Here is a 14,966-nt window from a genome sequence, read left to right as displayed (position 1 = left end):
TGCCAGGCATCAATTAAAAGAACCCCGTACCGTATGGTGCGGGGTTTTTTGCTTTTTGGGCTTCTTACTTCCTCCTTGAAACTTTCTCACCTTCCGCTTGCAGACTCGACATTCAGCCTGTTTCTGGGTATCGTTAGCTGTCTGGATGTCTAAACGTTTATACGTATGCTGTGAGGATATGAGGTTATGCCGATTCGGGTGCAGGACGAGCTACCAGCCGTCAATTTCTTACGTGATGAAAACGTCTTTGTGATGACGACTTCACGCGCTACAGGTCAGGAAATTCGCCCACTGAAGGTGCTTATTCTCAATCTGATGCCGAAAAAGATCGAAACAGAGAACCAGTTCCTGCGTTTGCTTTCGAACTCGCCGCTGCAGGTTGATATCCAGCTGCTGCGAATCGATGCCCGTGAGTCGCGAAATACGCCTTCTGAGCATCTGAATAATTTTTACTGTAACTTCGACGACATTCGCGACGAAAACTTCGACGGACTGATTGTGACCGGTGCACCGCTGGGCCTGGTCGAATTTAATGATGTTGCCTACTGGCCGCAGATCAAACAGGTACTGGAGTGGGCTAAAGATCACGTCACGTCCACGCTGTTTGTTTGTTGGGCGGTGCAAGCCGCCCTGAATATCCTCTATGGGATCCCCAAACAAACCCGCACTGAGAAGCTTTCAGGTGTTTACGAGCACCACCTTGTCCAACCTCACGCCCTGTTGACGCGCGGGTTCGATGACTCCTTCCTGGCCCCACACTCGCGCTACGCCGATTTCCCGGCACAGCTGATTCGTGATTACACCGATCTCGATATCCTGGCCGAAACCGAAGACGGGGATGCTTACCTGTTTGCCAGTAAAGACAAGCGCATTGCCTTTGTTACCGGGCATCCTGAGTACGATCCGAACACCCTCGCGTCGGAGTATTTCCGTGACGTTGAAGCCGGTCTGAATCCGGACGTTCCGTACAACTATTTCCCCAAAAACGATCCACAGAACAAACCGAGAGCCACCTGGCGTAGCCACGGGAATTTGCTGTTTACGAACTGGCTCAACTATTACGTCTACCAGATCACACCATACGATCTGCGCCACATGAATCCAACGCTGGAGTAATCTTCTGCACTAAACGATCCTAAAGCGTTTCAGCTATTCACATCAGGCACCTTCGGGTGCCTTTTTCATTTCCGAAATGCCACTCAACAAACAATAAAACTTTAATTTCATATTAATCAATGCGTTAAATGCATTTAATAATTAAAATGGAAATTGTTTTTGATTTTGAAAAAAATATAGATAGTCTTAATTCTGCTGAGCGAAAACTACACAACGATCTTTCGTTCGCATCGGGGGCGTGATTTTGGATCTTTGATGAGGAGCAGAGTAATGACTCAACAGGCAACGACGGTCGATGAACTGGCCTTTACCCAGCCGCATGGCGAGCAAGAACAGCAAATTTTGACAGCAGACGCTGTCGAATTCCTGACCGAACTGGTGACCCGCTTTACGCCAACGCGCAATAAGCTGCTGGCGGCACGCATTCATCAGCAGCAGGAAATTGATGATGGCAAGTTGCCTGGGTTTATTTCGGAAACCGCTTCCATTCGCCGTGGTGAGTGGAAAATCCGCGGCATTCCGGATGATTTACAGGATCGGCGCGTCGAAATCACCGGCCCGGTGGAGCGCAAAATGGTGATCAACGCCATGAACGCGAACGTAAAAGTCTTTATGGCGGATTTTGAGGACTCACTGGCGCCGGACTGGCATAAGGTTATCGACGGGCAAATCAATCTGCGCGACGCCGTGAACGGCACCATCAGCTATACCAACGAAGCCGGCAAAATCTATCAACTGAAACCCAATCCGGCGGTTCTGATCTGTCGCGTACGTGGACTGCATCTGCCTGAAAAGCATGTCACCTGGCGTGGCGAAGCCATTCCGGGCAGTCTGTTTGACTTCGCCCTCTATTTCTTCCACAACCACAAGAATCTGCTGGCAAAAGGCAGCGGCCCCTATTTCTATCTGCCGAAAACACAGGCCTGGCAGGAAGCGGCCTGGTGGAGTGAAGTATTTAGCTTCACGGAAGATCGTTTCAACCTGCCGCGTGGCACCATTAAAGCCACCCTGCTGATTGAAACGCTGCCTGCCGTGTTCCAGATGAACGAAATTCTGCATGCGCTGCGCGATCATATTGTTGGGCTGAACTGTGGGCGCTGGGATTACATCTTCAGCTACATCAAAACCCTGAAAAATCATCCCGATCGTGTACTGCCGGATCGCCAGGTGGTCACCATGGATAAACCGTTCCTGAGTGCCTACTCACGCCTGTTGATTAAGACCTGCCACAAGCGTGGGGCCTTTGCGATGGGTGGAATGGCGGCATTTATCCCAAGCAAAGATGCTGAACGTAACAATCAGGTGCTCAACAAGGTGAAAGCCGATAAAGAGCTTGAAGCACGAAATGGCCATGACGGAACGTGGATCGCGCATCCGGGTCTGGCGGATACGGCAATGGACGTCTTCAACCGCGTACTCGGTGAGAACAAAAACCAGCTGTTTGTGACGCGTGATGAGGATGCCCCAACGGCTGAAGAACACCTGCTGGCACCGTGTGCGGGCGAGCGTACGGAAGAGGGTATGCGCGCCAATATCCGCGTAGCCGTCCAGTACATTGAAGCGTGGATCTCCGGTAACGGCTGCGTGCCGATCTACGGCCTGATGGAAGATGCCGCTACCGCCGAAATCTCTCGCACCTCAATCTGGCAGTGGATCCACCATCAAAAAACGCTCAGCAACGGCAAGCCGGTGACCAAATCCCTGTTCCGTCAGATGCTGGCCGAAGAGATGCGGGTGATCCAGGACGAACTGGGTGAACACCGCTTCAGCAGCGGACGTTTTGATGACGCCGCACGCCTGATGGAGCAAATCACCACATCCGATGACTTAATCGACTTCCTGACCCTGCCGGGCTACCGCTTCCTGGCGTAATTCACCCCACAACAATATGGAGCATCTGCACATGAAAACCCGTACCCAACAAATCGAAGAATTGAAGAAAGAGTGGACCCAACCTCGCTGGGAAGGCATCCGCCGCCCGTATAGCGCGGAAGAGGTGGTGAAATTGCGTGGCTCGGTCAATCCGGAATGTACCCTGGCGCAGCGCGGCGCGGCGAAAATGTGGGATCTGCTGCACGGCGGTGCCAAAAAAGGTTACATCAATAGCCTCGGCGCGCTGACTGGCGGCCAGGCCCTGCAGCAGGCGAAAGCCGGCATCGAAGCCATCTATCTTTCCGGCTGGCAGGTTGCGGCGGACGCCAACCTGGCCTCCAGCATGTATCCGGATCAGTCGCTCTATCCGGCAAACTCGGTACCAACCGTGGTGGATCGGATCAACAACACCTTCCGCCGTGCGGATCAGATCCAGTGGGCGGCAGGCATTGAGCCAAACGATCCGCGTTTTATTGATTATTTTCTGCCAATCGTCGCGGATGCGGAAGCGGGATTCGGCGGCGTGCTGAACGCCTTTGAGCTGATGAAATCGATGATTGAGGCCGGTGCAGCGGCCGTTCACTTCGAAGACCAGCTGGCGTCAGTGAAGAAATGCGGACACATGGGCGGGAAAGTCCTTGTCCCAACCCAGGAAGCGATTCAGAAGCTGGTTGCGGCGCGTCTGGCGGCTGACGTGCTCGGCGTACCCACGCTGGTGATTGCCCGTACCGATGCGGATGCGGCTGACCTGATTACTTCTGACTGCGATCCTTACGACAGCGAGTTCATTACCGGTGAACGCACCAGCGAAGGGTTCTATCGTACCCATGCTGGCATTGAACAGGCGATCAGCCGTGGGCTGGCATATGCACCGTATGCGGACCTGGTCTGGTGCGAAACCTCCACGCCGGACCTGGCGCTGGCAAAACGCTTTGCCGATGCTATCCACGCCAAATATCCGGGCAAACTGCTGGCCTATAACTGCTCGCCGTCCTTCAACTGGCAGAAGAAACTGGATGATCAAACCATCGCCAGCTTCCAGCAGCAGCTGTCCGACATGGGCTACAAATATCAGTTCATCACGCTGGCTGGCATTCACAGCATGTGGTTCAACATGTTCGACCTGGCGCATGCCTACGCGCAGGGTGAAGGCATGAAGCATTACGTTGAGAAGGTGCAGCAGCCGGAATTTGCTGCCGGTAAAGAGGGCTATACCTTCGTTTCGCATCAGCAGGAGGTCGGGACCGGTTACTTCGATAACGTGACCACTATCATCCAGGGGGGCACCTCCTCCGTCACCGCCTTAACGGGATCGACGGAAGAAGCCCAGTTCTGAGCCGTGTAATGCCCGGTGGCACGCTACCGGGCCTGTGAACATACTCCCTCTCCCGTCGGGAGGGGGCCGGGGTGAGGGAGCATGAACAATGTCGCGTGGTCTGGAATTACTGATTGCCCAAACTATTCTGCAGGGCTTCGATGCCCAGTACGGACGTTTCCTGGAAGTCACATCCGGCGCGCAGCAGCGTTTTGAGCACGCCGACTGGCATGCGGTTCAGCAGGCCATGAAGCAGCGAATCCACCTTTACGACCACCATGTGGGTCTGGTGGTGGAGCAGTTGCGTTGCATTACCGACGGCAAAATCCCTGACGCGGAGTTTTTACTGCGCGTGAAGGAGCATTACACCCATCTGTTACCTGATTACCCGCGCTTCGAGATTGCGGAGAGCTTTTTCAACTCCGTCTATTGCCGGTTATTTGACCACCGCTCATTATCTCCTGAGCGGTTATTTATCTTTAGCTCTCAGCCGGAACGCCGCTTTCGCACTATTCCGCGTCCGCTGGCGAAGGATTTCTTTCCCGATCGCGGCTGGGAAAAACTCCTGCATCGCGTATTAACGGATTTGCCGCTGCGTTTGCCCTGGGAGAATAAAACCCGTGATATCGGCTATATCTCTGCGCATCTCAAGGAGACCTTTGGCGAAGAGGTGCTCGGGCAAAGCCATTTGCAGGTTGCCAATGAGCTTTTTTACCGTAATAAGGCCGCCTGGCTGGTCGGTAAACTGATGACACCGTCGGCCATTGTGCCGTTTCTGTTACCCATCCATCGTACCGATGACGGTGAACTGTTTGTTGATACTTGCCTGACGACCAGCGCCGAGGCCAGCATTGTCTTTGGTTTCGCCCGCTCCTACTTTATGGTGTATGCCCCGCTGCCTGCTGCTCTGGTGGAGTGGTTGCGCGAGATCCTGCCGGGGAAAACCACCGCCGAGCTGTACATGGCCATTGGCTGTCAGAAACACGCCAAGACGGAAAGCTATCGGGAATATCTGCGCTATGTCACCACGGCAGATGAGCAATTTATCGAAGCCCCCGGTATTCGCGGCATGGTGATGCTGGTCTTTACCCTGCCGGGTTTTGATCGGGTGTTTAAGGTCATCAAAGATACGTTCGCGCCGCAGAAGGAGATGACCGCTGCTCACGTCCGCGCCTGCTACCAGCTGGTTAAAGAGCACGATCGCGTCGGGCGAATGGCGGACACCCAGGAGTTCGAGAACTTTGTGCTGGATAAGCAGCAGATCGATCCGGCATTAATGGCGTTATTACTGCAGGAAGCGCCGGCGAAAATCACCGATCTGGGCGACAAAATTGCCATCAGCCATCTCTATATCGAACGCCGCATGATCCCACTCAATATCTGGCTGGAGCAGTCCGAAGGTCAGGCACTGCGTGATGCCATTGAAGAATACGGCAACGCTATCCGTCAGCTTGCCGCCGCGAATATCTTCCCGGGCGACATGCTGTTTAAAAACTTCGGGGTCACCCGTCACGGGCGGGTGGTGTTCTACGATTATGATGAAATTTGCTATATGACTGAGGTGAATTTCCGCGATATACCGCAGCCCCGCTATCCGGAAGATGAACTGTCCGGCGAGCCGTGGTACAGCATCTCACCGGGAGATGTCTTTCCTGAGGAGTTTCGCCACTGGCTATGCGCTGACCCGCGCATCAGGCCACTGTTTGAAGAGATGCATGATGACCTGTTTCGTGCCAGCTACTGGCGGGGTCTGCAGACGCGCATCAAGAATGGGCATGTGGAAGATGTGTATGCCTATCGCCGCAAACAACGGTTTTGTATCCGGTATGCGGTGTAATGCCCCCTCTCCCGACGGGAGAGGGATTCAGGTGCACCCGATGTTATCGAATCCCGCCATATGCCAGCGTGACCTCTTTCGCCGCCTTAATCACCAGCGCACCTAACTCCGTGACGCGGTCATCGGTCATACGGGAAATCGGTCCGGAGATCGAAATGGCGGCAAACGGCTCGCGGTGCTCGTCAAAGATGCAGGCTGCAATACAGCGCAGTCCTAACGCATGCTCTTCGTCATCAAACGAATAGCCGCGCTTGCGGGTCAGGGCCAGATCTTCTTTCAGATGTACCGGTGAGACCAGCGTGGCGTGGGTGTAGGCGTGCAGCCCTTTCCGGTGCAGCAGTCCGGTGACCTGCTCTTCGCTGAGCTGCGACAGAAACGCTTTCCCCGCCCCGGAGGCATGCATCGGCAGCTTGCCGCCAATCGGTGCCGACATACGCATTAGCTGCGTGCACTGTACCTGGTCGATGATAATGGCCTGATGGTCGCTCTGGTCGAGCACGGCCAGGTTTACCGTCTCGCCGGAATCTTCCATCAGCTTACGCAGAATAGGGTGCACAATCGCCAGCAGGTTGCGGCTCTGCAGGAAGCTGCTGCCGACGATAAACGCATGTGCGCCCACCGCCCAGTGTCCCAGCTCGCCCACCTGGCGCACAAAGCCCAGCTGCTGCATCGTGGTCAACAGTCGATGGGTCGTTGAGTTCGGCAGGCCAGCCTGCTGTGCCAGCTCTGTCAGGGCCACGCTGCTGTGTGACTCGGCTATCCATTCCAGCAGCTTCAAACCGCGCGTGAGCGATTGAACCTGTCCGCCCTGAGAGGCGGCGGTGGTGGCAGCAGGTTTTCTGCCGCGTTTAGCGGGAACGGTCGTGACCATGACGAACTCCTTTTTCTGTATCGTGGAAATCATTTTCGTTTTATTTGGTGATTTTGCAACCGTTATCCTGACTGATCGGATGAGTGATAGTGAACATGTCTCATGTTACCGCTGTGTGACTTTTACACCCTGCGAGATTGTGCCAGTATGGACTGCTGGCCTTTTGGCCTGGTTGAGCGTTGTCGGGAGCAAGTGTGAGCAGCAAAGTAGAGCAACTGCGTGCGCAGTTAAATAAACGAATTCTGGTGCTGGACGGCGGCATGGGTACCATGATCCAGAGCTATCGTCTGAGTGAAGACGATTTCCGCGGCGAGCGTTTCGCCGACTGGCCATGCGACCTCAAAGGTAACAACGACCTTCTGGTGCTCAGCAAACCGCAGGTCATTTCGGCGATCCACAACGCGTATTTGGAGGCGGGTGCGGATATCGTCGAAACCAACACCTTTAACTCGACAACCATCGCCATGGCGGATTACCAGATGGAATCCCTCTCGGCGGAGATAAACCTTGCCGCGGCAAAGCTGGCCCGCGCCTGCGCTGATGAATGGACAGCCCGTACGCCGGACAAACCGCGCTACGTGGCCGGGGTGCTTGGCCCAACCAACCGCACCGCGTCGATTTCACCCGATGTGAACGACCCGGCCTTTCGTAACATCAGCTTTGATCAGCTGGTGGCGGCGTATCGTGAATCGACCAAAGCGCTGGTGGAAGGCGGTTCCGATCTGATCCTGATTGAAACGGTATTCGACACCCTCAATGCCAAAGCCGCGATTTACGCGGTGAAAGAGGAGTTCGAGGCGCTGGGCGTCGACCTGCCGATCATGATTTCCGGTACCATCACCGACGCCTCTGGTCGTACCCTCTCCGGCCAGACCACAGAAGCTTTTTATAACTCCCTGCGTCACGCTGAAGCGCTCTCCTTCGGCCTGAACTGCGCGCTGGGTCCCGATGAGCTGCGCCAGTATGTGCAGGAACTTTCGCGCATCGCTGAATGCTATGTCACCGCACACCCGAACGCCGGCCTGCCGAACGCCTTTGGTGAATACGATCTGGATGCAGACACCATGGCGGCGCAAATCCGCGAGTGGGCCGAATCCGGTTTTCTGAATATCGTCGGTGGTTGCTGCGGTACCACGCCAGAGCATATTGCCGCGATGAGCAATGCGGTGGCGGGTCTGCCGCCGCGTCAACTGCCTACGCTGCCGGTTGCCTGCCGTTTGGCCGGCCTTGAGCCGTTGACCATCGGTGACGATAGCCTGTTTGTGAACGTCGGGGAGCGGACTAACGTGACCGGTTCGGCGAAATTCAAACGGCTGATTAAAGAAGAGAAGTACAGTGAAGCGCTGGACGTGGCCCGCCAGCAGGTTGAGAGCGGTGCCCAGATCATCGACATCAATATGGATGAGGGGATGCTCGACGCCGAAGCGGCGATGGTGCGCTTCCTCAACCTGATTGCCGGTGAGCCGGACATTGCCCGGGTGCCGATCATGATTGACTCCTCTAAGTGGGAAGTCATCGAGAAAGGGCTGAAGTGTATTCAGGGTAAAGGCATTGTTAACTCCATCTCGATGAAAGAAGGCGTTGATACCTTTATCCACCACGCGAAGATGGTGCGCCGTTATGGTGCCGCCGTGGTGGTGATGGCCTTCGATGAAATGGGCCAGGCCGATACCCGTGCGCGCAAAATTGAGATTTGTCGCCGCGCATACAAAATTCTGACGGAAGAGGTGGGCTTCCCGCCGGAAGACATCATCTTCGACCCGAACATCTTCGCGGTTGCTACCGGTATTGAAGAGCACAATAACTACGCGCAGGACTTTATCGGCGCGTGTGAAGACATCAAACGCGAGCTGCCGCATGCGCTGATCTCCGGCGGCGTCTCGAACGTGTCATTCTCCTTCCGCGGTAACGATCCGGTGCGTGAAGCTATCCACGCCGTATTCCTCTATTACGCTATCCGTAACGGTATGGACATGGGGATCGTTAACGCCGGACAGCTGGCCATTTACGACGACCTGCCGGCGGAACTGCGCGACGCCGTAGAAGACGTGATCCTCAACCGGCGTGATGACGCCACCGAGCGCATGCTGGATCTGGCCGAGAAATACCGCGGCAGTAAATCCGATGCATCGGTAAACATTCAGCAGGCGGAGTGGCGTGCCTGGGACGTGAAAAAACGTCTGGAATACTCACTCGTTAAGGGAATTACCGAGTTTATTGAACAGGACACCGAAGAAGCACGTCAGCAATCGACGCGCCCGATTGAAGTGATCGAAGGGCCGTTGATGGACGGCATGAACGTGGTCGGCGATCTGTTTGGCGAAGGCAAAATGTTCCTGCCGCAGGTGGTGAAATCCGCACGCGTCATGAAGCAGGCGGTGGCCTATCTCGAACCCTTTATCGAAGCCAGCAAAGAGAAAGGCTCCAGCAACGGTAAAATGGTGATCGCCACCGTTAAGGGCGACGTGCATGACATCGGTAAGAACATTGTGGGCGTCGTACTGCAGTGTAATAACTACGAGATTATCGATCTTGGCGTGATGGTGCCGGCGGATAAAATCCTCAAAACTGCGCGCGAAGTGAATGCTGACCTGATTGGACTTTCCGGGCTGATTACCCCGTCGCTGGACGAGATGGTCAACGTGGCGAAAGAGATGGAGCGTCAGGGCTTTACCATTCCACTGCTGATTGGCGGGGCGACAACGTCCAAAGCGCACACGGCGGTGAAAATCGAGCAGAACTACAGTGGCCCGACGGTTTATGTGCAAAACGCCTCGCGTACCGTGGGCGTCGTGTCGGCATTGTTGTCTGCCACCCAGCGTGATGATTTTGTCGCGCGTACCCGCAAAGAGTACGAGACCGTGCGTATTCAGCATGGCCGTAAGAAACCGCGGACGCCGCCGGTGACACTCCAGGCCGCGCGCGATAACGATCTGGCGTTTGACTGGGCCAGCTATACGCCCCCTGTGGCGCATCGTCTGGGCGTTCAGGACGTCACTGCCAGCATCGAGACGCTGCGTAACTACATCGACTGGACACCGTTCTTCATGACCTGGTCACTGGCGGGCAAATATCCCCGCATCCTTGAAGATGAGGTGGTCGGGGAAGAAGCCAAACGCCTGTTCAACGACGCCAACGAAATGCTTGACCAGTTGAGTGCGCAGAAAAGCCTCAACCCGCGCGGCGTGGTGGGCCTGTTCCCGGCGAACCGTGTGGGCGACGACATCGAAATTTATCGCGACGAGACCCGCACGCACGTGCTGGCAGTAAGTCGCCATCTGCGCCAGCAAACCGAGAAAGTGGGCTTTGCTAACTACTGCCTGGCCGATTTCGTTGCACCGAAGCTTTCCGGGAAAGCGGATTATATCGGGGCGTTTGCCGTGACCGGGGGTCTTGAGGAAGATGCGCTGGCGGAGGCGTTCGACGCGCAGCACGATGATTACAATAAAATCATGGTGAAAGCGATTGCCGATCGTCTGGCGGAAGCCTTCGCAGAGTACCTCCACGAGCGCGTGCGCAAGGTACACTGGGGCTACGCGGCCAATGAGAACCTCAGCAACGAGGAGCTGATCCGCGAAAACTACCAGGGGATTCGTCCGGCTCCGGGCTATCCAGCCTGCCCGGAACACACCGAAAAGGGCACTATCTGGACATTGCTGGATGTAGAAGCCCATACCGGCATGAAGCTTACCGAGTCTTTCGCCATGTGGCCTGGGGCATCGGTGTCCGGCTGGTATTTCAGCCATCCCGACAGCAAATACTTCGCCGTCGCGCAGCTGCAGCGCGATCAGATTGAAGATTACGCCCTGCGCAAAGGCATGAGTGTCTCAGAGGTTGAACGCTGGCTGGCACCCAATTTAGGCTACGACGCTGACTAACGTCACTTTTCCTTACAACAAACAGGGCGCTCATTGGGCGCCCTGTCTCTTTCTTACGTTTAAACCCTTATACTGAATCATAAAAACGTAGAACGATAAGGAGGAGAACCTTCCGTGCTGACCCTGTTACACTTGCTTTCCGCAGTAGCATTGCTGGTATGGGGCACGCATATTGTCCGTACCGGCGTTATGCGCGTCTTTGGCGCGCGCTTACGCACCGTTCTCAGCAGCAGCGTTGAGAAGAAGCCGCTCGCCTTCTGCGCGGGCATCGGCGTGACGGCACTGGTGCAGAGCAGTAATGCGACGACCCTGCTCGTGACCTCGTTTGTGGCGCAAGATCTGGTGGCGCTGGCACCCGCGCTGGTCATTGTGCTGGGCGCTGACGTGGGGACCGCGCTGATGGCGCGTATCCTGACCTTCGATCTCTCCTGGCTGTCGCCGCTGCTGATTTTTATCGGTGTCATCTTCTTCCTTGGCCGTAAGCAGACGCGTGCCGGACAGCTTGGCCGCGTGGGGATTGGCCTTGGGTTGATCCTGCTGGCGCTGGAGCTGATTGTGCAGGCGGTGACCCCCATCACCGAGGCCAACGGCGTTCAGGTCATCTTTGCCTCGCTGACCGGGGACATCATGCTGGATGCGTTGATCGGCGCGGTATTTGCCATCGTCAGTTACTCCAGCCTGGCCGCTGTGCTGCTGACGGCGACGTTAACCGCCGCGGGGGCGATCTCTTTCCCGGTCGCGCTGTGTCTGGTGATCGGGGCCAACCTTGGCTCTGGCCTGCTGGCGATGCTCAATAACAGCGCCGCAAACGCTGCTGCCCGGCGCGTGGCGCTCGGAAGCCTGCTGTTTAAGCTGGTGGGTAGCCTGATTATTCTGCCGTTTGTCTATCCACTGGCCAACCTGATGGACAATCTCCCGTTACCGAAGGCTGAGCTGGTTATCTATTTCCACGTGTTTTACAACCTGGTGCGTTGCCTGGCGATGGTGCCTTTTGCTGAACCCATGGCCCGCTTCTGCGAACGGCTTATTCGGGATGAACCGGAGCTGGATGCGCGTCTGAAACCTAAGCATCTGGACACCTCCGCGCTGGATACCCCGGCGCTGGCGCTGGCTAATGCCGCGCGCGAGACGCTGCGCATGGGCGATGCCATGGAAACGATGCTTGAAGGGCTGCAAAAGGTCATGCACGGAGAGCCGCGAGAAGAGAAAGAGCTGCGCAGGCTGGCGGACGATATCAACGTGCTCTATACCGCCATCAAGCTCTACCTGGCGCGTATTCCGCAGGATGAACTGGCAGAGGAAGAGTCCCGCCGCTGGGCGGAAATCATCGAAATGTCGCTTAACCTCGAACAGGCCTCGGATATCGTTGAGCGTATGGGAAGTGAAATTGCTGACAAATCCCTTGCCGCGCGCCGCGCCTTCTCGGTTGAAGGCCTGAAGGAGCTGGAGGCGCTGCACGAGCAGTTGCTGAGCAACCTGAAGCTGGCGATGCTGGTCTTCTTCTCCAGCGACGTACCGAGCGCCCGCCGCTTGCGTCGTAACAAACATCGCTTCCGTATCCTCAACCGGCGCTACTCGCACGCCCACGTTGAACGACTGCACCAGCAGAACGTCCAGAGCATTGAAACCAGCTCCCTGCACCTGGGGTTGCTGGGGGACATGAAGCGTCTCAACTCGTTATTCTGCGCGGTCGCTTATAGCGTCATGGAGCAGCCGGATGAAGACGACGATCGAGATGAATATTAATCTCTGAAAGCGCCTTGATAAGGTGGTTAACCACAAAACCAGCAGGTTTACGCCGGGCATGATGCCCGGTAACCGTCGGCTAATCTTTTTACCAGCCCAAACCTAAGGTATATTTCGCCTTTACAGGAGAAACTATGCTGCCAACTCAATCAACACGATTAAACAAATACATTAGCGAGAGCGGGATCTGCTCACGTCGCGAGGCGGACCGTTACATTGAACAGGGTAACGTGTTTCTCAACGGCAAACGCGCCACCATCGGTGACCAGGTCGTCCCCGGTGACGTGGTCAAAGTGAATGGTCAGCTCATTGAACCGCGTGATGCGGAAGACCTGGTATTTATCGCGTTGAATAAGCCGGTTGGCATCGTCAGTACCACGGAAGACGGCGAGCGGGACAACATTGTTGATTTCGTTAATCACAGCAGCCGTATCTTCCCGATTGGCCGCCTTGATAAAGACTCACAGGGGCTGATTTTCCTGACCAACCACGGCGATCTGGTGAACAAAATTCTGCGTGCCGGTAACGACCACGAGAAAGAGTACATCGTTACGGTCAATAAGCCGGTCACGGACGACTTTATCCGCGGTATGGGCGCAGGTGTGCCGATTCTGGGGACCGTCACGAAGAAGTGCAAGGTGAAGAAAGAGGCGCCGTTTGCTTTCCGCATTACCCTTGTGCAGGGCTTAAACCGTCAGATCCGCCGGATGTGCGAGCACTTCGGTTATGACGTGGTGAAGCTCGAACGTACGCGCATTATGAACGTGAGTCTGACCGGTATTCCACTGGGCGAGTGGCGTGATTTAACGGATGACGAACTGATTGAGCTGTTCAGGCTCATCGAGAATTCATCGTCTGAAGCGAAGCCAAAAACGAAAGCCAAACCGAAAACCCAGGCCATTAAGCGCCCGGTGGTGAAAGCGCCGCCATCAGAAGAGAAAAGCCGCGGCAAGCCTACGGGCAAACGCTTCGTCCAGCCGGGCCGTAAAAAGAAAGGGCGCTAATTAGCGCCTTCCACGGGGTGAGGTATTGGCTGACCAGGAAAAGGTCGCTTCTTTATCGGGTTTATAAGCCTGCTCTTTTTTCAGCTTGCGGGCTTGTTTCGCCTCAGTTTCACGCTGAGCCATCAATTTATCAATGTACTCTTTTTTAACCTGATTGGTTTCGGCGTTAGTCAGCGTGCGGCCATGGGCGATACGAGCGCGGTCGAGGAGCGTTTTCAGTTCGCGCTGCTCAGCTTCCGTCATGTCTTTCTGGGTCAAACGTGGTGTAGCCATTGCTGAAGCCTCCTGAAGGGGAGGCTCCAGTGTAAAGCAAGCGAAGGAAATTAACCCTGTTTCACTGCATCTTTTTTCGCGGGCTCATTAATGGGTTTGCCTGACCAGTAGCCTGCCAGCAGCGAGCCGGACAGATTATGCCAGACGGAGAACAGCGCACCCGGCAAGGCCGCCAGCGGCGAGAAGTAGATCTTGCCCAGAGCTGCGGCCAGCCCCGAGTTTTGCATCCCCACTTCGATTGCCAGCGTACGACAGGTGGATTCGTCGAAACCAAACAGCTTCCCGCCCCAGTAACCGCCCAAAAGACCAAGGGTGTTATGCAACACTACCGCGATGATCACCACAAAGCCTACTGAGGCAATGTGCGATGCAGAGCCGGCAACCACGGCGCTGATGATGGCCAGAATACAGACCATCGAGAAGGCAGGCAGGTACGGTTCAACGGCTTTGACCACGCGCGGGAACAGATGGTGAATCACCAGGCCCAGCGCAATCGGGATCACCACAATCTGCAGAATACTGAGCAGCATCCCCATGACGTCTACCTGAATCTGCGCATCCACATACAGACGCGTTAACAGCGGCGTGGCAATCACACCCACCAGCGTTGAAACGGAAGAGATGGTCACCGAGAGCGCCACATCACCTTTTGCCAGGTAAATCATCACATTGGATGCCGTGCCGCTGGCCACGCTGCCGACCAGCACCATACCGGCGGATAAATCTGGCGGCATTTTAAAGGCCATGGCCAGCAGCCACGCCGCAAGCGGCATGACCAGGTAGTGCAGGAAAATTCCTGCCGCTACGGGGGCTGGGCGCGACAGAACGCGTTTGAAGTCGTCAATTTTCAGGTGTACGCCCATGCCGAGCATAATCAGCATCAGCAGCGTCGTGACCCACGGGCCAATGCCCGTAAAGTGGGTGGGAGTGTAATACGCGAGTACGGAAAGCAGCAGTGCCCACAACGGGAACAGCCGGGTGATGGCGGATAACATAGATAGTCCTTGCAGTATTGTCGTGTTGTTTAGTTATAAAAAAGCCGGGTCTGTGCCCG

Annotated in this window: 10 protein-coding genes; 7 read left to right on the top strand and 3 right to left on the bottom strand. The window is 55.7% G+C overall.

Annotation, left to right across the window (positions count from 1 at the left end; translation table 11 throughout):
* Positions 1–186 precede the first annotated feature (186 nt).
* The 4 genes from metA to aceK all read left to right on the top strand — a co-directional run bounded on the left by metA (position 187) and on the right by aceK (position 6,140).
* On the top strand, positions 187–1,116 hold the full coding sequence (gene metA, locus QLG09_RS11440) for a homoserine O-succinyltransferase (protein ID WP_014168174.1): 930 nt from the start codon (positions 187–189) through the stop codon (positions 1,114–1,116).
* A gap of 270 nt (positions 1,117–1,386) precedes the next feature.
* Positions 1,387–2,988, top strand: coding sequence for a malate synthase A (gene aceB / locus QLG09_RS11435; RefSeq protein WP_032681929.1), 1,602 nt, complete (start codon positions 1,387–1,389; stop codon positions 2,986–2,988).
* Positions 2,989–3,019: 31 nt separating this feature from the next.
* Positions 3,020–4,324 (top strand): isocitrate lyase, encoded by a 1,305-nt coding sequence (gene aceA / locus QLG09_RS11430; protein ID WP_148576971.1) that lies wholly within the window; start codon positions 3,020–3,022, stop codon positions 4,322–4,324.
* Positions 4,325–4,412: 88 nt separating this feature from the next.
* Complete coding sequence (gene aceK / locus QLG09_RS11425; RefSeq protein WP_020882863.1) at positions 4,413–6,140, top strand: bifunctional isocitrate dehydrogenase kinase/phosphatase; 1,728 nt, start codon at positions 4,413–4,415, stop codon at positions 6,138–6,140.
* A gap of 43 nt (positions 6,141–6,183) precedes the next feature.
* Here aceK and iclR read toward each other — a convergent pair whose 3' ends face one another.
* Positions 6,184–7,011, bottom strand: coding sequence for a glyoxylate bypass operon transcriptional repressor IclR (gene iclR, locus QLG09_RS11420; RefSeq protein WP_020882862.1), 828 nt, complete (start codon positions 7,009–7,011; stop codon positions 6,184–6,186).
* A 194-nt stretch (positions 7,012–7,205) separates the two neighbouring features.
* Here iclR and metH point away from each other — a divergent pair, with 194 nt between their 5' ends.
* From metH to rluF, 3 genes are all read left to right on the top strand, one after another.
* Complete coding sequence (gene metH, locus QLG09_RS11415; protein WP_049022150.1) at positions 7,206–10,889, top strand: methionine synthase; 3,684 nt, start codon at positions 7,206–7,208, stop codon at positions 10,887–10,889.
* 114 nt (positions 10,890–11,003) lie between these two features.
* Complete coding sequence (locus QLG09_RS11410) at positions 11,004–12,635, top strand: Na/Pi cotransporter family protein (RefSeq protein ID WP_020882860.1); 1,632 nt, start codon at positions 11,004–11,006, stop codon at positions 12,633–12,635.
* Between the two features lie 134 nt (positions 12,636–12,769).
* The gene (rluF, locus tag QLG09_RS11405) at positions 12,770–13,639 is read left to right on the top strand and encodes a 23S rRNA pseudouridine(2604) synthase RluF (RefSeq protein ID WP_049022153.1); all 870 of its coding nucleotides are present in this window, start codon (positions 12,770–12,772) and stop codon (positions 13,637–13,639) included.
* Here rluF and QLG09_RS11400 read toward each other — a convergent pair whose 3' ends face one another.
* Together QLG09_RS11400 and panS are read right to left on the bottom strand one after the other, a co-directional pair.
* On the bottom strand, positions 13,640–13,912 hold the full coding sequence (locus QLG09_RS11400; protein ID WP_014168182.1) for a DUF3811 domain-containing protein: 273 nt from the start codon (positions 13,910–13,912) through the stop codon (positions 13,640–13,642).
* 50 nt (positions 13,913–13,962) lie between these two features.
* The gene (gene panS / locus QLG09_RS11395; protein ID WP_014168183.1) at positions 13,963–14,907 is read right to left on the bottom strand and encodes a ketopantoate/pantoate/pantothenate transporter PanS; all 945 of its coding nucleotides are present in this window, start codon (positions 14,905–14,907) and stop codon (positions 13,963–13,965) included.
* Between the last annotated feature and the right edge of the window lie 59 nt (positions 14,908–14,966).

Origin of the sequence: Enterobacter sp. V89_11, assembly GCF_029967775.1 — a bacterium.
In the GTDB taxonomy this organism is placed as follows: Bacteria; Pseudomonadota; Gammaproteobacteria; order Enterobacterales; family Enterobacteriaceae; genus Enterobacter; species Enterobacter ludwigii.
This window is presented reverse-complemented; position numbering and strand designations above follow the sequence as displayed.